Below are 20,553 nucleotides of genomic sequence, written 5' to 3' on the forward strand. Positions count from 1 at the left end.
GGTCTTACCTGGCCTTCTTCTTACCGGCGATGGTGCGCTTCGGGCCCTTACGGGTGCGCGCGTTGGTCTTGGTCCGCTGGCCGCGCACCGGCAGGCCGCGACGGTGCCGCAGACCCTGGTAGCAGCCGATCTCAATCTTGCGACGGATGTCCGCCTGCACCTCGCGGCGCAGGTCGCCCTCAACCTTCAGGTTGCGCTCGATGTAGTCACGCAACTGGGTGAGCTGGTCGTCGGTCAGGTCCTTGCTGCGCTGGTCCTTGTCGATACCGGTCGCGGCCAGGATTTCGTTGGAGCGAGTACGGCCGATGCCGTAAATGTAGGTCAGCGCGATCTCCATGCGCTTATCGCGCGGCAGGTCGACGCCCACAAGTCGAGCCATGGGGGCATGCCCCTTTCATCTTCGTTACGGAGGTTGTGATCCCAGCCCGTTCCCGGCCTACTGCTCCGGGGCCCGGCCTCCGATCCGGGCGTGTGTGGGCGGCCTATCCGCTCACTGGTACTGGGAGGTCTGCATTCAGTTGTGGCTGGTGCCCGGCTTCGCCGGGCCGGCGATCTGTGTCGATGGCGACGACCCGCTGCGCCCGGCTGGCGCCGCGCTAGCGGTCGCCGCTTAGCCCTGGCGCTGCTTGTGGCGCGGGTCCGAGCAGATCACCATGACCCGGCCGTGCCGACGGATCACCCTGCACTTGTCGCAGATCGGCTTGACGCTGGGGTTCACCTTCACGGCTGCTGTGGTCCTGTTCTAATCGCTGGTTGACGTACTTCGGGCGGTCGGGAGCTACTTGTACCGGTAGACGATGCGTCCGCGGGACAGGTCGTAGGGAGACAACTCCACGACCACCCGGTCTTCCGGCAGGATACGGATGTAGTGCTGCCGCATCTTGCCGCTGATGTGGGCGAGCACCTTGTGACCGTTCTCCAGCTCAATGCGAAACATCGCATTGGGCAGGGGTTCGACCACTCGACCCTCGACCTCGATTGCACCGTCTTTTTTGGCCATTACTCTCCGGCGATCCTCCGTGTCTGACTTACTTGTCGCGTGTGCATGCGCCCGCCACGGCGCAGCATCGACTACGACTGCAAAACGTGGGCCGGTGACAGGAAATTCCAGGTAGAACCCCAAGAATCTCAGACTGGACACGCAAGAGTCGACGCGGACGCCGCACCGTCGACCTACGATACCCGCATCCGCCCCCCACGCCAAAAACGGCGGGTTCGCACACGGCGCCGGCATGCGAGGATGACCCTGACAATCGGCGAACCGGCGGCGCTCGACCTACAGGAGGCGTGGTGACGATTGTGTACCTGGCGGCGTTCGCCGTCGGTGCGATCGCCCTGCTCACCGCCTTGCTGCTGACCGATATCGGCCACGACGGGATGCCGTTCCTGAGCCTGACCGGAATGTCCGCCGCACTGGTCGGAACGGGCGCCGGCGGACTCGTGGCGACATGGGCCGGGTTCAGCGCCCTGCCCGCGGGCGCGCTGGGTCTCGGCACTGGAGTCACCCTGGCCTTCATCCTGCACGGTGTTGTGCTGCCCTACCTGCGGCGACAGGAATCGAACTCCCAGCACGGGCGGTCGGCCTATATCGGCCTGTTGGGCACCGTGACGATCGACGTGCCGCCCGGCGGGTGGGGTGAGATCGCCTTCGTCGACCCCGACGGCAACCGGGTCCGGTCCCGGGCGATCAGCCCGGAGCCGCAGACTCTGGCCAAGGCCACCCGCGTCTACATCGCCGATGTCGACGCCGATTACCTGCACGTCGTCGCAGTACCCGCTCAGTAACCCGCTAGAGAGGCAGTAATCGTGTCGCTTGTCTTGATCGTGACCATCGGCACTATCGCAGCACTGTTGTTGCTGGTCGTGTTGCCGATGATCTACGTGAAGAACTACATCAAGGTCCCGCCGAACGAAGTCGCGGTGTTCACCGGGCGGGGTACGCCGAAGGTGGTGCGCGGCGGGGCCAGGTTCCGGATGCCGGGCATCGAACGGGTCGACATCATGTCGCTGGAGCCGTTCAACGTCAGCATCAACCTGCAGAACGCGCTGTCCAACAACGGCGTGCCGGTCAACGTCGAAGCCGTCGGCCTGGTCCGCATCGGCTCGGCCGACGAAGCCGTGCAGACCGCGGTGCAACGCTTCCTGACGTCGGACCTCGATGATCTGCAGCGCCAGATCAACGACATCCTGGCCGGGAGCCTGCGTGGCATCACCGCCACGATGACCGTCGAGGACCTCAACTCCAACCGCGACACGCTGGCCCGCAGCGTGGTCGAGGAAGCCGGCACCGACTTGGCCCGCATCGGCATGGAAGTCGACGTTCTCAAGATCGCCGGTATCTCCGACCGCAATGGTTATCTCGAATCGCTTGGTCAGCGCCGCATCGCCGAGGTGAAACGCGACGCCACGGTAGGCACCGCCGAGGCTGAGCGGGACGCCCAGATCCAGTCGGCCAAGGCGCGCCAGGCCGGTGCGGTCGCCCAGGCCGAAGCCGACACTGCCATCGCTACCGCCAATCAGAAGCGCGATGTCGAGCTGGCCCGGTTGCGCGCCCAGACCGAGGCCGAGAACGCCCAAGCTGACCAGGCCGGTCCGCTGGCGCACGCTCGCGCCGAGAAGGACGTCGGGATCGCCGTCGAACAGGCCGAGGCCGCCCGTGTGCAGGCCCGCATTGAAGTGGAACAGCGTCGCGCCGAGCAGGCCCAGGCCGCGCTGCAAGCCGATGTGATCGCCCCCGCCGAGGCGCAGCGGCAGGCCGATGTGGCCCGGGCCGAGGGGCAGCGCCAGGCCGCGATCCTGGCGGCACAGGCCCAGGCAGAGGCGGCCCGACAGGCCGGTGAAGCACAAGCCGACGCGCGCAAGGCGGCCGCCGACGCCCTGCGGGTGGAACGCCAGGCCGAAGCCGACGGCGCCAGGGCGGCCCTGGTCGCCGAAGCCGAGGGCACCAAGGCCAAGCTGCTTGCCGAAGCCGAGGGTAAGAAGGAGATTGCCAACGCCCTCAACAGCTACAGCGCGGAGGCAGCCCGAATGCTGATGCTCCCCGACGTGCTGGCTTCGGTGGTGGCGGCCACCCAGGCCGCAGCCGCGCCACTGTCGGACATCGAGCGACTGTCGATTGTCGGCGGTGCCGGCGATGCGCAGGATGCGATCGGCGGTCTACTGGGTATCAGTCCGTTGGGCATCGCCAAGGTGCTGGAAACGTTGAAGGCATCCGGGGTGGACGTGGCGGCCATGCTGAGTCCGAAGGACACCGAATCGCCACCGGTCCCCAACTCGTATCCGCTGCCCACCGAGTAACTGCAACGAGCACAGGAGTCACGATGTCGGACACGTTCGCACTCAAGCCCGACCTGGGCCGCTACGCGGTGTGGACCTTCGGATCCCCCACTCCTGAACAGGCCGCCGAGATCGAACGCCTGGGCTACGGCGCCATCTGGGTGGGCGGCTCGCCGGCCGCTGACCTGGCATTTGTCGAGCCGCTGCTGGCGGCGACCGCGACCCTGCAAGTGGCCACCGGGATCGTCAACATCTGGTCCGCACCGGCCGAGCAGGTCGCCGAGTCCTACCACCGCATCGAATCCGCCTACCCAGACCGGTTCCTGCTCGGCATCGGAGTCGGCCACTCCGAGGCCACCGCCGAGTACCGCAGCCCGTTTGCCGCCCTGACCGATTACCTGGACGCCCTCGACGAGGCCGGGGTGCCGACCAGCCGCCGGGTGCTGGCAGCACTGGGCCCCAAGGTGCTGCAGTTGGCGGCGCAGCGAAGCGCCGGGGCGCACCCCTACCTGACCACCCCCGAGCACACCGCGAGTGCGCGCGAGCTGGTCGGCCCGTCGGTGTTCCTGGCGCCCGAGCACAAAGTGGTGTTGTCCACCGATGCCGGCGCGGCCCGCGAGGCCGGACGCGAGGCGGTCGGCTTCTACCTGCGGCTGTCCAACTACGTCAACAACTGGCGCCGGCTGGGGTTCAGCGACCGCGACGTGCGCGCGCCGGGCAGCGACCGGTTGATCGACGCGGTGGTGGCGCACGGCACCGCCGACGAGATCGCCGCTCGCCTGCGCGAGCACCTGGACGCCGGTGCGGACCAAGTGACCATCCAGGTGCTGGGCGGTTGGAAGAACCTGCTGCCGACCCTGACCGAGCTGGCCGGGCCCCTGGGATTGTGATTTCGGCGCGATTGTGCCCGCTGAGCGAGAGAAACCGCGCCGAAATCGCCCCGAGGATCCCGGTTATGGTTGCCCCATGCATCTGCTGGTCACCGGTGGCGCCGGGTTCATCGGCGCCAACTTTGTGCACAGCACACTCGCGCAGCGCCCCGGCACCACGATCACCGTGCTGGACGCGTTGACCTACGCCGGCAGCCGCGAATCGCTGGCCGCCTTGGATTCCCAGGCCGGCCGGTTCCGGCTGGTGCAGGGCGACATCACCGATGCCGCGCTGGTCGACGCCCTAGTCGCCGATCTGAATCCCGAGACCGACGCCGTGGTGCACTTCGCCGCCGAAACCCACGTGGACAATGCACTAGCCGACCCGGAGCCGTTCCTGCGATCCAACGTGGTCGGCACCTTCACCGTGCTGGAGGCGGTGCGCGCCCACGGGATACGGCTGCACCACATCTCCACCGATGAGGTCTACGGCGATCTGGCCCTCGATGATCCGCGCCGGTTCACCGAGACGACGCCGTATCACCCGTCGAGCCCGTACTCGTCGACCAAGGCCGCCGCCGATCTGCTGGTGCACTCCTGGGTGCGCTCCTATGGCGTACGCGCGACGATCTCGAACTGCTCCAACAACTACGGGCCCTATCAGCACGTGGAGAAGTTCATCCCGCGCCAGATCACCAACCTGCTCACCGGGCGGCGGGCCAAGTTGTACGGCAGCGGCGCCAACGTCCGCGACTGGATCCACGTCGACGACCACAACAGTGCCGTCTGGCAGATCATGACCGGCGGCCACATCGGGCGCACCTACCTGATCGGCGCCGACGGGGAGCGCGACAACCGCAGCGTGCTGCAGGCGATCCTGCGGTTGATGGACCACGACCCGGACGACTTCGACCACGTCTCCGACCGGCCCGGTCACGACCTGCGTTACGCGATCGACCCGTCAGCGCTGCGCGACGAATTGGGCTGGAAGCCCGAGCACACCGACTTCGAGGCCGGCCTGCGCGAGACCATCGACTGGTACCGCGCCAACGAATCCTGGTGGGCCCCATTGAAAGAGGCCGCCGAGGCCCGTTACGCGAAGCTGGGACGCTGACGTGCAGGCGCGCGAGCTGGCCATCCCCGGAGCATGGGAGCTCACCCCGACTCAGCACTCCGATTCCCGCGGCGTGTTCTTCGAGTGGTTCACCGACCGCGAATTCACCGCATTCGCCGGGCACCGTTTCGACCTGCGCCAAGCCAACTGCTCGGTGTCGAGCGCCGGAGTGCTGCGCGGACTGCACTTTGCCCAACTGCCGCCCGGTCAAGCCAAATACGTCACCTGCGTGTCAGGTTCGGTCTTCGACGTCGTCGTCGACATCCGGGTCGGCTCCCCGACCTACGGTCACTGGGATGCGGTACTGCTGGACGCCCAGGATCGTCGGTCGGTGTATCTCGCCGCGGGCTTGGCGCATGGATTCCTTGCACTGCAAGACAATTCGACGGTGATGTACCTGTGCTCAGCCGAATACGATCCGCAGCGCGAGCACACCATCTGCGCCACCGACCCCGCGATCGGGATCGACTGGCCGGCCGATCACCCGTTGGTGCTCTCTGACCGGGATGCGAGCGCCCCGTCGCTGGAGCAGGTCCGGGAAGCCGGGTTGCTGCCCTCCTGGAAGCCCACCCCCGAGCCGCGCTAGATCGGCGGTCCAGCTTCGCACCCAACAGGGCGCGGATGACCATGTCGGCCAGCCACCAACGGCCCGAGTGGGTACACAGCCGATCATGCGGGCGATCGGATCGACCGCCGTCCGATCATGGCGGAAGCGCCGGACGCGAATCCCCGCCGCGACCCCAGTGCCGGGCGCTTCACACCCGCCGTGAACGCGGCAACGACCCTCTAGCAATTACTAGGATGTCCTAGTATTCTCGGAACCGGGCAGATTCAGCCCACCACTCGCCACTGAAAACACTCCCGGGATGACCGCATGAGCACACAGATTCCGCACTTCATCGATGGCCACCGAAACGCCGGCTCGTCACAGCGCACCACCGATGTCTTCGACCCCAACACCGGAAAGGTGCAGGCCACCCTGCCGCTGGCCAACACCGCGGACGTCGACGCCGCGGTCACCTCCGCGGCCGCGGCCCAGCGCGGTTGGGCCGCCTACAACCCGCAGCGCCGGGCCCGGGTGATGATGCGTTTCATCGACCTGGTCAACACCCACGTCGACGAGCTGGCCGAGTTGCTCTCCCGCGAGCACGGCAAGACCCTCGAGGACGCCCGCGGCGACATCCAGCGCGGCATCGAGGTGATCGAGTTCTGCGTCGGGATCCCGCACCTGCTCAAAGGCGAGCACACCGAGGGCGCCGGCCCGGGCATCGACGTGTTCTCGCTGCGCCAGCCGCTGGGCGTGGTCGCCGGGATCACTCCGTTCAACTTCCCGGCGATGATCCCGCTGTGGCAGGCCGGACCGGCCCTGGCGTGTGGAAATGCATTCATCCTCAAGCCGTCCGAGCGTGACCCGTCGGTGCCGGTGCGTCTTGCCGAATTGTTCGTGGAGGCCGGCTTGCCGCCGGGCGTGCTGCAGGTGGTGCACGGCGACAAGGAAGCCGTCGACGCCCTGCTGCACCACCCGCAGGTCGCCGCGATCGGCTTCGTCGGCAGCTCCGACATCGCGCAGTACATCTATTCGACGGCCACCGCCAACGGTAAACGTGCCCAGTGCTTCGGTGGGGCCAAGAACCACATGATCGTGATGCCCGACGCCGACCTGGACCAGGCCGTCGACGCACTGATCGGCGCCGGCTACGGCAGTGCCGGGGAGCGCTGCATGGCGATCTCGGTGGCGGTCCCCGTCGGCGAGCAGACCGCCGAGCGGTTGCGCTCCCGGCTAGTGGAGCGCATCAACGGCCTGCGGGTCGGCCACAGCCTGGACCCCAAGGCGGACTACGGCCCGCTGGTCACCCGGGCCGCTCTGGACCGGGTCAACGACTACATCGGCCAAGGCGTGACCGCCGGCGCCGAGCTGGTGATCGACGGCCGCGAACGGGCCAGCGACGACACCCAATTCGGCGACGCCGATCTGACCGGCGGCTTCTTCGCCGGCCCAACGCTGTTCGACCGTGTCACCACCGACATGTCGATCTACACCGACGAGATCTTCGGCCCGGTGCTGTGCATCGTGCGTGCCCACGATTACGAAGAAGCCCTGCGCCTGCCCAGCGAGCACGAGTACGGCAACGGGGTGGCGATCTTCACCCGCGACGGCGACACCGCCCGCGACTTCACCTCCCGGGTGCAGGTCGGCATGGTCGGTGTGAACGTGCCGATTCCGGTGCCGGTGGCCTATCACACCTTCGGCGGCTGGAAGCGGTCCGGCTTCGGCGACCTCAACCAGCACGGGACGGCGTCCATCACGTTCTACACGAAGGTGAAGACCGTCACGCAGCGTTGGCCCTCGGGGATCAAGGATGGCGCTGAATTCCACATCCCCACAATGGAATAGGACAATGAACACCATCTTGGATGATGAAGAACGGGTGATCGTCGACACCGCGGCGGCGTTCGCCGACAAGCGCCTGGCCCCTTACGCCCTGGAATGGGATGCCACCCACCACTTTCCGGTCGACGTGATGCGGGAGGCCGCTCAGTTGGGGATGGCGGCGATTTACTGCCGCGACGACGTGGGCGGCTCCGGACTACGCCGCCTGGACGGGGTGCGGATCTTCGAGCAGCTCTCGATCGCCGACCCGGTGATCGCGGCCTACCTGTCGATCCACAACATGTGCGCCTGGATGATCGACAGCTACGGCACCGAAGACCAGCGCAAGAGCTGGGTGCCGCGGCTGGCGTCGATGGATGCGGTGGCCAGTTACTGCCTGACCGAGCCCGGCGCGGGCTCGGATGCCAGCGCACTGAGCACCCGTGCGGTGCGCTCGGGTGACGACTACGTGCTCGACGGGGTCAAACAGTTCATCTCCGGCGCCGGGGTCTCCGACGTCTATGTGGTGATGGCCCGAACGGGCAGCGACGGCCCGCGTGGCATTTCCACGTTCATCGTCGAAAAGGACGCGCCGGGGCTGAGTTTCGGCGCCGCCGAGCAGAAGATGGGCTGGAACTCCCAACCGACCGCGCAGGTGATCTTCGAGGGCGTGCGGGTGCCGGCCGAGGCGATGCTCGGCGGTCCGGACGGAGATGGCAACGGTTTTGCCATCGCGATGAACGGCCTCAACGGCGGCCGGATCAACATCGCCGCCTGCTCGATGGGCGGCGGACAGGCAGCGTTCGACAAGACCGGCAGCTACCTGGCCGACCGGACGGCATTCGGCAAGGCACTGCTGGACGAACCGACGATCCGGTTCACCCTGGCCGACATGGCCACCGCGCTGGAGACTTCACGACTGCTGCTGTGGCGCGCGGCGACTGCGCTCGACAACAACTCCCCCGACAAGGTGGAGTTGTGCGCGATGGCCAAGCGCTACGTCACCGACGCGTGCTTCGATGTCGCCGACAAGGCACTGCAACTGCACGGCGGGTATGGGTATCTGCGCGAATACGGTCTGGAGAAAATCGTCCGCGATCTTCGGGTGCACCGCATTCTGGAGGGCACCAACGAGATCATGCGGTTGGTGATCGGCCGGGCCGAGGCGGCCCGCGTCCGGTCCGGCCAGTAACCCCCGGCATTCGAGGCCCACTTAGGAGCACATATATGGCAATCGTCGCGTTTCTCGGTCTGGGCCACATGGGTGGGCCGATGTCGGCAAACCTGGTCGCCGCCGGGCACACCGTGCGCGGCTTCGACCCGGTGCCGGCAGCCACCGCGGCCGCCGAGCAACACGGCGTGAGCATCCACGCCAGCGCCGCCGAGGCGGTGGCCGGTGCCGACACGGTGGTGACGATGCTTCCGCACGGGGACGCAGTGAAGAGCTGCTACGCCGAGATCCTGCCCGCGGCCTCCCCCGACACCCTGTTCATCGACAGCTCCACCATCTCGGTAGCCGACGCCCGCGAGGTGCACGCCCTGGCCGGCTCGCACGGGTTCGCCCAATTGGATGCACCGGTGTCCGGCGGAGTGACCGGTGCGGTCGCCGGGCGCCTGGCGTTCATGGTCGGCGGCGAGGATGCCGCCGTGGCACGGGCCACCCCGGTGCTGGAACCGATGGCCGCCAAGATCATCCACTGCGGTGCGGCGGGCGCCGGCCAGGCCGCCAAGGTCTGCAACAACATGGTGCTGGCCGTGCAGCAGGTGGCGGTCGCCGAGGCGTTCGTGCTGGCCGAAAAACTGGGACTGGCCGACCAAGCCCTCTTCGACGTGATGACCGGCGCCACCGGAAACTGCTGGGCACTGCACACCAACTGCCCCGTCCCGGGCCCGGTGCCGACCTCCCCGGCGAACCGGAATTTCGAGCCGGGTTTTGCCACCGCGCTGATGAACAAGGACCTCGGGCTGGCGATGGATGCGGTTGCCTCGACCGGGTCGGCTGCCCCGCTCGGCAGCCACGCCGCTGCGATCTACCGCGACTTCGCCGCCGAACACGGCGCGCAGGACTTCAGCGCGGTGATCAATCTGCTGCGCGGCAGCTGAGCGCCCGCCGGCGCGCACGATCACGATACTTGTCAGACCCTCCTGCCATGCTGATGGCATGTCCGCGACCGCGACCTCAACGGGCGTCAAAGCGCGTCCTGACCAGCGTCTCGAGGTGCTGTTCGAGGAGTTGTCGGAGTTGACCGGTCAGCGCAACGCGATCGATGGACGCGTTGTCGAAATCGTCGCCGAGATCGAACGTGATCAGCTGTGGGGCACTACCGGGGCACGCTCAGTCGCCGCACTGGTGGCCTGGAAGACCGGGACCTCGCCGGGCAACGCGCACACGATCGCGACGGTGGCGCACCGACTCGAAGCGTTTCCCCGCTGCGCCCAAGGAATGCGGGAAGGCCGCTTCTCCCTGGACCAGGTCGGCGCGATCGCTCAGCGAGCCGCCGACGGATCCGACGAGCACTACGCGCAATTGGCCGTTGTTGCCACGGTCAGCCAGCTGCGCACCGCGGTGAAGTTGGAACCGCGCCCCGAACCCGGCCCGCCGCCCGACCCGCGGCCGGCGATCACCAAGACGTCCAATACCGAACTCGACGTCTGGCGTATCGCCTTGCCGCACAACGAATCAGCGATTCTCGACGCCGCACTGCAATCGCATCTCGACGCCCTGATCGCCGCGTGGAGCCACGACCGCGACAGCAGCAGCGCCAAGCCCGACAACACTCCCCCGATGCCGACCCAGATCGATGCGTTCCTGTCGCTGGTCGAGACGGGCTGGGACGCCGAGGTGCGCCGACGACCGCACGGTCAGCGCACCACGGTGGTGGTGCATCTTGATGTCCAACAGCAGATCGGCGCCTTGCATCTGGGCCCGTTACTGCCTGAATCCGAGCGGCAGTACCTGACCTGTGACGCCACCTGCGAAGTGTGGTTCGAGCGTGCCGGTGAAGTGATCGGATGCGGTCGATCGACCCGCACCATCAGCCGTCGACTGCGCCGCGCCCTCGAACACCGCCACGCCACCTGCGCTGTTCCCGGCTGCGGCGCCACCCGCGGCCTGCACGCCCACCACATCCGGCACTGGGAAGACGGCGGCGAAACCGAACTGAGCAACCTGGTGCTGGTCTGCCCCTATCACCACCGGCTGCATCACCGAGGCATCATCACGATCACCGGGCTGGCCGACCATCTCATCGTCAACGACGCAGACGGCCGACAACTGCAGTCCGGATCACTGGCCCGCCCGCCACGCACCCCCGCACCCGCGGTCGCACCCTGTCCCGGACCGACCGGCGAACGCGCCGACTGGTGGTGGTACCAACCCTTCCAACCCCAAGCACCACCGAGCACCAACTGACCTGCTGTACTACGGCCTACTTCGCGATTGCCATCACCGCGCCGGGCCGCAGCCAGCCGATGATCTTCACCAGCGTGGCGTCATCGATCGCCACACAGCCCGCCGTCGGCCCGCCGTCGGTGGTGTGAAAGAAGTAGGCGGAGCCGTCACCGGGTGTGCGGGTTTTGTTGACGCCGATGGCCACCGCGTGCCGGTACTGCGGGATATTGAGGTTCTCGCTGGCCGCCGTGTTGAACGGACACTGGGCTTTTTTGCAGACCTGCATGGTGTTGTAGGTCGGACTGCCCGAGTCGCTATCCCACCAGTGGTCGGATCCGACCTGCACATACGGCAGCCCACCGCCAGGATTCGGCGCGGTGCCGAACGCCGAATCGAGCGTGTAAAACCCCATTGGGGTCGACGGCTCGCCTTCCTTGGTCTCTCGCGTGATTCCCGCCGAGCCGACATGTGCCGGAATCCCGGCCGCAACCGCCTCCCAGCCCGCGGCAGTCCGCTGATAGACATCGATCTTTGCGGTCGAATGACCCACTCCGACAACCGACACCACCTGGGTGGCGTTACCGACCGCTTCGGCGAACCACGGTTCGACGACCGCCACGGCCAGCGGCGCGGTCACCGAATTCACGCCCATCGCGCATAGCGCTGCGCACACAAGAACCACCAGTCGACGCACCACAGCATGGTCGATGACCGGAGCCGTCAGCGTCAAACAATGATTGCGGCGCGGCGTAACCAGCGCCGAGATCAAACTGCTTCGCGACAGCTGAACCGGGCGACCACCCGCTGCGCCTGCAACTCCCGGCAACCGTTGGCCAGCAGTCCGTCGTAACGGCTGGAACCCGCGTAGATCACCGGCAGTCCGATCGCGGCCGCGGTACGGGCCCCGGACTCGTAGCCGGCGATCACCAGCGCCTCCCCGGCCACAATGCCCAGCTCCCACAGCGCCAGCCGGTAGAGCTCGGCATCCCCGGCGGGTCCGGTCAGGTCGTCTGCGCTCACCACGGTCTCGGCCATGCCGTCGCCGATCAGTTCCCGCACCCGCTCCTGCACCCACGCACGCGGGCCAGCGCCGACCACCGCGATCCACAGACCGGTGGCGAACAGGCTCAACACCAGGTCCACCAGGCCCGAGCGGGGCTCGCCGTCGGCGTCGGCGAGCGCGTCGAGATCGAAGATCACCGCTTGTAGGGGGTAAACCTCGGCATCCGGGTGCGCCTGGTCCCACCAGAACGGGCGGCCCGGACCGGTCCATGTCGCGAGTTCAGTTGTGATCTGCATAACAGACACCGTGCCGGAAGCGGGAGCGGGTGTCCTCCCCCATTGGGGGGATCTGGGTGGGGTAATCACCGCCGGGGTTCATTCAGCGGTCCCAGCGTCGCGGGGCCCTATTGTCTTGCTATGCCCGTGCGCCTGGTCCTCGTCGACGACCACGAGATGGTGATCGAGGGCCTGCGCGCCATGCTCACCGCGTTCGCCGACCGGATCGAAGTGGTCGGCCAGGCGGTCAACGCCGAACAAGCCATCGCCGTGATCGCCGAAACCGACCCCGACGTCGTGTTGTGCGATGTGCGGATGCGCGGTGAGAGCGGCTTGGACCTCTGCCTGGCGCTGCGGGAACGCGACCCTGACCGCAAGGTCGTGATGCTCTCGGTCTACGACGACGAGCAGTACCTGTTCGAGGCGCTGCGCGTCGGCGCGACGGGTTACCTGCTCAAGAGCATCAGCAGCGACGACCTGGTGCATCAGATCGAGTTGGCCCACCGCGGTGAGACGGTGATCGATCCCGGACTGGCAGCGCGCGCGGCGGGCACCGCCGCACGACTGCAACGCGACGAGTTCTGGCCCGGCGCCCGTCAGGGGCTTACCCAGCGGGAAAGTGAGATCCTGGCCTACATGGTCAGCGGGCTGTCCAACCGCGGGATCGCCACCAAGCTGGTGATCGGCGACGAGACGGTCAAATCCCATCTCCGCTCGATCTACCGCAAGCTCGGGGTGTCCGACCGGACCGGGGCGGTGGCCACCGCGCTGCGCGAAGGCATCTACCGGTGAGCTCCAACAGCGGGCCGCGCTCGCGCCCCCGCAAGACCACGGCGGTGCGGGACTTCGTCGACGCCAACCACGAGCTGGCACTGCTGCGGGAGCTCATCCAGGCCGCCTCCAGCGGGCCCGGAGTGGAACCGCTGGCCGCCGCGGCGGCCCGGATGATCACCGCGGCCACCGGCACCGACGTCTGCTTCGTGCACGTCCTCGACGACACCGAGCGTTCCCTGACGCTGACCGGTGCGACCCCACCGTTCGACACCGAGGTGGGCAAGATCCGGCTGCCGCTGGGGTCGGGGGTGTCGGGCTGGGTGGCGCGACACCGCGAGCCGGTGGTGATCAGCGACAACAAGGAGGCCGATCCGCGCTACCTGCCGATCGAGTCGCTGCGTGGGCGTGACTTCACCTCGATGGTGTCGGTGCCGATGGAGACCGACCCGGGCGGGTTGGTGGGTGTGCTCAACGTGCACACCGTGACGCGCCGCGAGTTCACCCCCGGCGACGTCGAACTGCTGCGGGTGATCGGCCGGCTCATTGCCGGTGCCATGCACCAGGCCCGGCTGCACCGGCAGCTGGTTGCGCGCGAACGTGCCCACGAACTCTTCGTCGAGCAGGTGATCGAGGCCCAGGAGATCGAGCGGCGCCGGTTGGCCGGCGACATCCACGACGGCATCTCCCAGCGGCTGGTGACGCTGTCCTACCGGCTGGATGCCGCCGCCCGCGCGGTCGGCAACGACCCGGACGAGGCGTCGGCGCAGTTGGAGGCCGCTCGTGAACTCGCCGGGCTGACCCTGCAGGAGACCCGGGTGGCGATCAGCGGGTTACGGCCACCGGTGCTCGACGATCTGGGCCTGTCCGGTGGCCTGGCCAGCCTCGCCCGGTCGATCCCGCAACTCACGATTGAGTTGGACCTGGCCGAGACCCGGCTGCCCGAGCACATCGAGCTGGCGCTGTACCGGATCGCGCAGGAGGGCCTGCAGAACGTGGTCAAACACGCGGCCGCGACGACGGTGCGGCTGGGATTCGCGATCACCGCCGACCCCGACACGGCACGGCTGGAGATCGTCGACGACGGGGTGGGTTTCGACACTTTCGAGCACCCGGTGGGCGGCGACGAGATGGGCGGCTACGGGGTGCTGTCGATGGCCGAGCGCGCCGAGCTGGTCGGTGGCCGACTCAACATCCGGTCGCGTCCCGGGGCGGGCACCGCCGTCACCGCCACCATCCCGATCCCGTCCCCCGCCGCGCGAGCTGGGGGGCACTGACTCCGGCGAGCAGTCGCGAAAGCCCCCAATCCGGGTCGCAATCGGGGGCTTTCACGACTGCTCGGCATCAAAAATCTCCGGCGTTGCGCCGCAACGTCTCGATCGCCGAGGACAGCATCCGCGATTCCTGCACCGACATACCGACATCGGCGAACACCTCCCGGTTGAGGCTGACCGTGGCGTCCGCAACGGTGGCGCGACCCAGGTCGGTGATCGAGACCAGCGTGGTGCGGCCGTCGGTGGGGTGCGGCAGCCGCTCGACCAAGCCGGCCGCCTCCAACCGTCGGATCGCGTGCGTGACGCTGGTGACGTGCACCTGCAGCCGGTCGGAGGCCTTAGTGATCGGCAACTGCCCGGAGCGACTGAACGCCAGTAGCCGCAGCAGTTCGAATCGGGAGAAGCTCAAGTCGTAGGGCCGCAGGGTCGCCTCCACCCGCGCCAGCAGGATCTGGTGGGCGCGCATCACCGACGTCACCGCCACCATTCCGTCGGCGACCTCACCCCAACCGGCGCGCTCCCAGTTGGCGCGGGCCAGCGCGATCGGGTCGGCTGGGGCGAGATCGCCGGAGGAACTGGAAGCTGCCACGCCCTTTTCTTACCGCACCGCGCGGTGCCGTCACGTCGGTGTGCGGCAATTGCCACCACGACGCCAGTCGCGGAAGGCGAAGGCAGAGGTCGGAAGGGTCAGCGCGGTAGCGGAATTGAACCGTTGGGCACTCGACAACGTGACACCGACATGACCCCCTCTTCGCCTTCGCTTGCCGCGGTAGCCGTTGAATTCCCACCGAACCGATACAGCCAAGACGAAGCGGCCCAAGCGCTGGGCGACTTCGCCGGCCCCGAGTTTCGGCGGTTCTTCGATGCCAGCGGCGTCGCGTCGCGGCATCTGGCGTTGCCGTTGCCGCGCTACGCCGAGCTGAGCGGTTTTACCGAGGCGAACAACACCTTCATCGACGTCGCCCTCGACCTCGGTGAGCAGGCGCTGCTGGCGGCCCTCGATGCCGCTAAGGTCAAGCCGGCCGATGTCGACGTGGTGGTGTCGACGACGGTGACCGGGCTTGCCGTACCGACATTGGAGGCCAGGCTGGCGGCCCGGGTGGGGCTGCGGCCCGACGTCAAGCGCATCCCGCTGTTCGGCTTGGGCTGCGTTGCGGGCGCGGCCGGGGTGGCCCGGATGTACGACTATCTGCGCGCCTACCCCGACCACGTGGCGGCGTTGCTCGCGGTCGAACTGTGCTCGCTGACCGTTCAGCGCGACGACCGTTCGATGGCGAATTTCGTGGCGGCGAGCCTGTTCGGTGACGGCGCGGCAGCCGTGGTCGCGACCGGGGCGAATCGGCGCCCGGTCCGACCGAACGCGCCGAAAGTATTGGCTACCCGCAGCCGGCTCTACCCTGACACCCAGGACGTGATGGGCTGGGATATCGGCACCAGCGGGTTCCGGATCAAGCTGTCGGTCGAGGTCGCCACCGTCGTCGAGAAGTATCTGGCCGAGGATGTTCGCAACTTCCTGGCCGACTGCGGGATGACCTCCGATGACGTGTCGACCTATGTCTGCCATCCTGGTGGGCCGAAGGTTATCGAGGCGGTCCAGGACGTGTTGGAGCTGCCTGCCGACGCGCTGGATCGAACCCGAACGTCGTTGCGCGAGAACGGGAATCTGTCATCGGCCTCGGTACTTGACGTGCTGCGGTCCACTATGGCCGATCCGCCGCCGCCGGGCTCGTTCGGGCTGATGGTCGCGATGGGGCCGGGATTCTGCTCCGAACTCGTGCTGCTTGGCTGGTAGCCCACGCTTCAGCGGTTGATTCCGACTGTCGGGAGACCGGCCCGCAATGCGCACAGCGCGTCGTGCAGGTCGCCTTTGACGGTGTCGTCATCGATGCCGAGATCCGCGGCGATCTGCGCCGTCGTCCAGCCGAGGTAGTAGGACCGGTAGATCACCGCGCGGTACCGGCCCGACAACTGGGTCAGCGCGCCTTTGAGCTGGTCCGCACTTCCCGACGATGGCACCATCCCGTTCCGCCTCCGACCCGGTACACCTAGCCATCCCTTGTATGGACCGATACAACTACATCATAGATGTATCTGCTAGGACATATCTACTTTTTTGTCGGCTATCCTTTGGGGCATGCCAGCCGTGCCGAATTTTCAGGCCGAGGTCCGGCAGATGCTGCACAACCGGATCCTCGACGCGGCCCACGCGCTGGTCTGCGCCGAGGGCTGGCAAGCGGTGAACATGTCGCGCATCGCCGCCACAGTCGGCATCAGCCGGCAGGTGCTCTACAAAGAGATCGGCGCGAAGCAGGCGCTGGGCGAGGCCCTGGTTCAGCGCGAGACCACCCGATTCATCACCGGGGTGATCACAGCGATCCAGTCCCACCCCGACGACGTCGCTGCCGGTCTGGCCGCCGGCGCCGCCTTCACGCTGCGCGCAGCCTCCGACGATCCCCTGGTCACCGCGACGTTGACCCGCGAGAACAACGCCGAAGCAAGCCTGACTCCGCTGCTGACCGTGGGGCCGACGCCAATCCTGGCCGGTGCGATCGAGGCCATGGCGGCCGCGGTCCGATCGTGCTACGACCTGCCGGACGCCGTCGAACGGCAGCTGAATTCGATCGTCGAGGTCGACGTCCGGTTGACGCTGAGCCATATGCTGCAGCCGATGGGCAGCATCGACGACGCCGTCCGCCAGATTCACACCACCCTGCGTGCGCTGTTCGACGCCGCGACGCCTTAGCGGTCCGTCGGTGCATTTTCCCGATGACCGGACACCCACGCTGAACCGCACAGCGCCGCCATGCGTGTCAAAGATCAGAAACCGTGGATAGGGAGTGACGCCCTTGCACACCGATCTTCGTCTTCATCGGGATCAGTCGCGCCTGCGCGAGCTGACCATCGAACTGCGCGACGTCGTCCGCGAGTACCAGATCGGCGGGCAACGGGTGCGCGCACTCGACCGGATCAACCTGCATCTCAGCGGCGGCCAGTTCATATCGATCGTCGGGCCGTCGGGGGCGGGCAAGAGCACGCTGCTGCACCTGCTCGGGGCACTGGACTCCCCCGACAGCGGATCGATCATCTTCGACGGCGCCGAGATCGGCCGGCTCACAGACGAGCAGGCGTCGGAGTTTCGTCGGCACCGGGTGGGGTTCGTCTTTCAGTTCTTCAACCTGCTGCCAACCCTGTCGGCGTGGGAGAACGTAGCCGTTCCGAAGCTCCTCGATGGCAGCCGACTGGACAGGGTCAAGCACGATGCGATCGGTTTGCTGGAGCGGGTCGGGCTCGGCAACCGGGTGGAGCACCGTCCGGCGGAGCTGTCCGGCGGCCAATTGCAGCGCGTCGCCATAGCGCGGGCCCTGATGATGGATCCGTCGCTGATTCTCGCCGACGAACCCACCGGAAACCTCGACTCCGCAACGGGCGCTGCGATTTTGCGGCTGCTTTCCGAGGTGGCCCACGAGGGCGGCCGCTCCCGGATGGTGGTGATGGTGACCCATGACCGCGACGCCGCGGCGGCTACCGACCGGGTGATCAGCCTGCAGGACGGCCGGGTGGGATCAGACCGCGGGTCGCCGCGCCAGGACTCCGGCGATCGCAAGCGCGGCGAAGCCGGGCGCTGGGGGCACCTCCCGCTTGCGGGGGACGGGTCGCCGCCCCAGGACCGCAACGGGTCGCCACGCCACGAACGGGCAACGGTCCGGCGATGATCTCGGCGATCGCCGCCACCGCGAGCCGACTTCGGCTGTTCAGCCTGCGCGAATTGGCCGTACACCGGCGGCGTACCCTCGCCTCGGTCACCGTCATGGCCGTCTCGGCGATGTATCTGGTTGCCGTGCTGGGTATCTTCGGGTCGATCACCGGTTCGGTCAACCGGCTCTCCGACGGGATCGCCGGGATCGCCACGCTCGAGGTGTCCGGCGTCACCGATGCCGGATTTCCCGACTCGCTGGCAGCCGAGGTGGCCCGGGTTCCCGGCGTCGCGACCGCGGCGCCGCTGATCCGGGCGACCACCCCGACGGCTACCGGGACAATGCTGCTGTTCGGCGCGGATGCCAGCAGCGTCGCCCTGGCCGGCGCGTTGGCCGACGCGCTGGCTCATCCGCCGACGGGGCCATCGGCGACACCGAGCGGCGTGCAGGTCGGGCCCGGAGTGGGCCATGGCAAAGGTGACGGATTCCGGCTGGGCACGACCTGGGTCACGGTGACGCAGGTACTCACCGGCAAGCATCTCGCCGATCTCAACGGCGGCAACTATGTGCTGGCCCCACTTTCCTTGGCGCAGAACATCACCGGCCGACTCGGCCAGCTCGATTCGATACTGATCACCACCAAGCCGGGCACGGACGCCGCCGCGGTACGCACCGCGGTGACCTCCGCCGTCAACGGGCGAGCGATCGTCGCCGAACCACGGATGCGCGCCACTCGCGCCGGCGACGGCGTCAAGCTGATGAACTACATGGCACTGATGGGTGCGACGGTTGCGTTGGTGGTCGGCGCGTTTCTGGTCTACACCACCATGACCATGGCGATCGCCCAACGCCGCCCGGCCATCTCGACCCTGCGCGCGATCGGGGGCCGCCGCTCCACCATCGTCACGGACCTGATCGGTGAAGCCGCGACCCTCGGGGTGCTGGGCGGAGCCCTTGGCGCGGTCTTAGGAATATTCTTGGGCCACTTGGCTATCCGCCGACTTCCGCCGGCCATCACGCAGGGACTCGAAGCCCGGGTCGAGTACTGGCTGCCCGGCTACGCCCTGCCGGTCGCGATAGCCGCGACGGTGCTCAGCAGCGTGACTGCGGCGGCCATGGCGGCGCGGCAGGTCTACAAGGTGTCGCCGATCGAGGCGCTGGCGCCGGTCGGGGCTTCCGCCGCCGACACCGTCCCACGCCGGCTGCGGACCGTGACCGGGTTCGTGGCCATCGCGGTGATCACGGTGTCGTTGTTCATCATCGTGGGCCACCGCGGCGTCACCTCCCTGGCGGCGATGATCGCGGTGTTCTGCGCCGAGATCACCCTTGGCTTTGCCCTCACCGCGTCCCTGGTCGCCGCGGCCGCCGCCGCGGCCCGGACCTTCGGCACGGTCGGCGCGGTCGGGGCCGCGACGATCGAGCGTGCGCCGCGGCGGGTGTGGGCCACCGTGATGACCGTACTGATCGCCGTGGTCACCACCGTGGTGATCACCGGCACCGACAACGACATGATCTCCTCGGCGCGCGCCATCTTCGCGCCCGTCGCGGGAGTCGACGTATGGGTCAGCGCGAACGCTCCGGACAGCTTTCCCACCGACGCGCTGCCGCAGGGCCTGGAAGGTCGCGTGGCAGCGGTACCGGGGGTCGACCGGGTCAGCCCGGGCGCCTACGGATTTGCGGTGATCGGTGGCACCCGGGTAATGCTCGACGGATTCTCCCCCGGGTCGGCCGATCCGCTGTTTCGCGCACTCGGTGACCAGACGCGCCGCGACGTGCTCGACGGCCGGGGCGTGGTGCTGTCGCAGAACCTGGGCACCACCCTGGGCGTACGGGTTGGCGACGAGCTGCACCTGCAGACACCACGCGGCCCTCGGCAGGCGGCGGTGCTGGCGCTGGTGCCGTACTTCTCGACGGTCATCGGCACCGTCGGGATCGGGCTCGACCAACTACGCGCCTGGTTCGATCGCCCGGCGGTGACCACACTGCAGGTGACCGCCGCCGACGGGGTCGATACGGCCCAGCTGCGCACCGACATTCGCCGAGTGGTCCCCGAGCCGAACTACGTCTACGACGGTCGCACCGCTCTGGCGGGCCTCGAAGCGCCGCTGCGTCAGAGCATGGTGATCGCCAACGCGGTACTGCTCATCGTGGTGTTCGTCGCCGCGGTTGCCTTGTTCACCACGTTGACGCTCTCGGTGCTCGAACGTCGCCGCGAGATCGGTGTGCTGCGGGCGATCGGCGCCAATCGCCGCTTCACCGTGCAGATGGTGCTGGCCGAAGCGGCCGGCATCGGTGTGATCGGCGGCCTGGCTGGGCTGGCGATCGGCCTGACCGATCAGTGGCTCTACAGTCTGGTCAGCGCCGAGATCATGAATTTCACCGTCACGTTCCAACCGAGCGCGGCGGCACCGGCCTACGCCGTGGGCGCGGTGGCGATCAGCCTGCTCGGCTCGGTGCCGCCCGCACGACGAGCCGCCCGGCTCAACATCATCGACGCGGTGTCCAGCGAATAGG

21 protein-coding genes and 2 pseudogenes are annotated in these 20,553 nt (G+C 67.8%); 16 read left to right on the top strand and 7 right to left on the bottom strand.

Going from position 1 to position 20,553, the window contains the following annotated elements:
- Positions 1–4: 4 nt before the first annotated feature.
- A complete protein-coding gene (rpsM, locus tag MJO54_RS18730; RefSeq protein ID WP_024443769.1) occupies positions 5–379 on the bottom strand; it encodes a 30S ribosomal protein S13 in 375 nt (124 codons plus the stop codon).
- A gap of 94 nt (positions 380–473) precedes the next feature.
- On the opposite strand from rpsM, the gene MJO54_RS18735 reads away from it, so the two are divergent.
- Positions 474–614 carry a hypothetical protein gene (locus MJO54_RS18735; protein WP_240175309.1) on the top strand — a complete coding sequence of 47 codons (141 nt, stop codon included), beginning with the start codon at positions 474–476 and terminating at the stop codon, positions 612–614.
- Here MJO54_RS18735 and rpmJ read toward each other — a convergent pair.
- Together rpmJ and infA are read right to left on the bottom strand one after the other, a co-directional pair.
- Positions 611–724: a 50S ribosomal protein L36 gene (rpmJ, locus tag MJO54_RS18740; RefSeq protein ID WP_003879483.1), complete on the bottom strand. Its 114-nt coding sequence runs from the start codon at positions 722–724 to the stop codon at positions 611–613. The genes MJO54_RS18735 and rpmJ overlap by 4 nt on opposite strands.
- Positions 725–778: 54 nt before the next feature.
- Positions 779–1,000: a translation initiation factor IF-1 gene (gene infA, locus MJO54_RS18745; RefSeq protein ID WP_003418601.1), complete on the bottom strand. Its 222-nt coding sequence runs from the start codon at positions 998–1,000 to the stop codon at positions 779–781.
- A 290-nt stretch (positions 1,001–1,290) separates the two neighbouring features.
- On the opposite strand from infA, the gene MJO54_RS18750 reads away from it, so the two are divergent.
- The 9 genes from MJO54_RS18750 to MJO54_RS18790 all read left to right on the top strand — a co-directional run bounded on the left by MJO54_RS18750 (position 1,291) and on the right by MJO54_RS18790 (position 11,042).
- On the top strand, positions 1,291–1,785 hold the full coding sequence (locus MJO54_RS18750; protein ID WP_046284783.1) for an NfeD family protein: 495 nt from the start codon (positions 1,291–1,293) through the stop codon (positions 1,783–1,785).
- A gap of 21 nt (positions 1,786–1,806) precedes the next feature.
- The gene (locus MJO54_RS18755) at positions 1,807–3,297 is read left to right on the top strand and encodes a flotillin family protein (protein ID WP_434085416.1); all 1,491 of its coding nucleotides are present in this window, start codon (positions 1,807–1,809) and stop codon (positions 3,295–3,297) included.
- A 23-nt stretch (positions 3,298–3,320) separates the two neighbouring features.
- Positions 3,321–4,166, top strand: a complete 846-nt coding sequence (locus tag MJO54_RS18760; protein ID WP_065152866.1) for an LLM class F420-dependent oxidoreductase — start codon at positions 3,321–3,323, stop codon at positions 4,164–4,166.
- Positions 4,167–4,242: 76 nt separating this feature from the next.
- On the top strand, positions 4,243–5,259 hold the full coding sequence (gene rfbB, locus MJO54_RS18765) for a dTDP-glucose 4,6-dehydratase (protein ID WP_240175310.1): 1,017 nt from the start codon (positions 4,243–4,245) through the stop codon (positions 5,257–5,259).
- A gap of 1 nt (position 5,260) precedes the next feature.
- Positions 5,261–5,845, top strand: coding sequence for a dTDP-4-dehydrorhamnose 3,5-epimerase (gene rfbC / locus MJO54_RS18770; RefSeq protein WP_240175311.1), 585 nt, complete (start codon positions 5,261–5,263; stop codon positions 5,843–5,845).
- 288 nt (positions 5,846–6,133) lie between these two features.
- Positions 6,134–7,654 (top strand): CoA-acylating methylmalonate-semialdehyde dehydrogenase, encoded by a 1,521-nt coding sequence (locus tag MJO54_RS18775; RefSeq protein WP_240175312.1) that lies wholly within the window; start codon positions 6,134–6,136, stop codon positions 7,652–7,654.
- Between the two features lie 4 nt (positions 7,655–7,658).
- A complete protein-coding gene (locus tag MJO54_RS18780) occupies positions 7,659–8,822 on the top strand; it encodes an isobutyryl-CoA dehydrogenase (protein WP_064888957.1) in 1,164 nt (387 codons plus the stop codon).
- 35 nt (positions 8,823–8,857) lie between these two features.
- Entirely contained in the window at positions 8,858–9,733 is an 876-nt protein-coding gene (gene mmsB, locus MJO54_RS18785; RefSeq protein WP_240175313.1) for a 3-hydroxyisobutyrate dehydrogenase, read from the top strand.
- 58 nt (positions 9,734–9,791) lie between these two features.
- A complete protein-coding gene (locus MJO54_RS18790) occupies positions 9,792–11,042 on the top strand; it encodes an HNH endonuclease signature motif containing protein (RefSeq protein WP_240175314.1) in 1,251 nt (416 codons plus the stop codon).
- 16 nt (positions 11,043–11,058) lie between these two features.
- On the opposite strand, the gene MJO54_RS18795 is transcribed toward MJO54_RS18790, so the two are convergent.
- On the bottom strand, positions 11,059–11,715 hold the full coding sequence (locus MJO54_RS18795; RefSeq protein ID WP_240175315.1) for a L,D-transpeptidase family protein: 657 nt from the start codon (positions 11,713–11,715) through the stop codon (positions 11,059–11,061).
- Between the two features lie 71 nt (positions 11,716–11,786).
- The gene (locus MJO54_RS18800) at positions 11,787–12,320 is read right to left on the bottom strand and encodes an HAD family hydrolase (protein WP_064888771.1); all 534 of its coding nucleotides are present in this window, start codon (positions 12,318–12,320) and stop codon (positions 11,787–11,789) included.
- Between the two features lie 120 nt (positions 12,321–12,440).
- On the opposite strand from MJO54_RS18800, the gene MJO54_RS18805 reads away from it, so the two are divergent.
- Together MJO54_RS18805 and MJO54_RS18810 are read left to right on the top strand one after the other, a co-directional pair.
- Complete coding sequence (locus tag MJO54_RS18805) at positions 12,441–13,091, top strand: response regulator (protein WP_046284761.1); 651 nt, start codon at positions 12,441–12,443, stop codon at positions 13,089–13,091.
- Between the two features lie 44 nt (positions 13,092–13,135).
- On the top strand, positions 13,136–14,347 hold the full coding sequence (locus tag MJO54_RS18810) for a GAF domain-containing sensor histidine kinase (protein WP_046284781.1): 1,212 nt from the start codon (positions 13,136–13,138) through the stop codon (positions 14,345–14,347).
- A 67-nt stretch (positions 14,348–14,414) separates the two neighbouring features.
- Here MJO54_RS18810 and MJO54_RS18815 read toward each other — a convergent pair whose 3' ends face one another.
- Positions 14,415–14,933, bottom strand: a complete 519-nt coding sequence (locus MJO54_RS18815; RefSeq protein ID WP_046284760.1) for a MarR family winged helix-turn-helix transcriptional regulator — start codon at positions 14,931–14,933, stop codon at positions 14,415–14,417.
- Positions 14,934–15,083: 150 nt separating this feature from the next.
- Between MJO54_RS18815 and MJO54_RS18820 the strand changes: the two genes are divergently transcribed.
- Positions 15,084–16,136: a type III polyketide synthase gene (locus MJO54_RS18820; protein WP_240175316.1), complete on the top strand. Its 1,053-nt coding sequence runs from the start codon at positions 15,084–15,086 to the stop codon at positions 16,134–16,136.
- Positions 16,137–16,144: 8 nt separating this feature from the next.
- On the opposite strand, the pseudogene MJO54_RS18825 reads toward MJO54_RS18820, so the two are convergent.
- Positions 16,145–16,324 (bottom strand): annotated as a pseudogene (locus tag MJO54_RS18825) (sigma factor-like helix-turn-helix DNA-binding protein); the annotation flags it as partial.
- A gap of 154 nt (positions 16,325–16,478) precedes the next feature.
- On the opposite strand from MJO54_RS18825, the gene MJO54_RS18830 reads away from it, so the two are divergent.
- The 3 genes and pseudogenes from MJO54_RS18830 (at position 16,479) to MJO54_RS18840 (ending at position 20,552) form a co-directional block, all read left to right on the top strand.
- Complete coding sequence (locus tag MJO54_RS18830; protein ID WP_046284759.1) at positions 16,479–17,087, top strand: TetR/AcrR family transcriptional regulator; 609 nt, start codon at positions 16,479–16,481, stop codon at positions 17,085–17,087.
- 151 nt (positions 17,088–17,238) lie between these two features.
- A pseudogene (locus tag MJO54_RS18835) lies at positions 17,239–17,913 on the top strand (ABC transporter ATP-binding protein); the annotation flags it as partial.
- A 140-nt stretch (positions 17,914–18,053) separates the two neighbouring features.
- Positions 18,054–20,552: an ABC transporter permease gene (locus tag MJO54_RS18840; RefSeq protein WP_240175317.1), complete on the top strand. Its 2,499-nt coding sequence runs from the start codon at positions 18,054–18,056 to the stop codon at positions 20,550–20,552.
- Position 20,553: the final 1 nt, after the last annotated feature.

The organism is Mycolicibacter virginiensis (genome assembly GCF_022374935.2).
Taxonomy (GTDB): Bacteria; Actinomycetota; Actinomycetes; order Mycobacteriales; family Mycobacteriaceae; genus Mycobacterium; species Mycobacterium virginiense.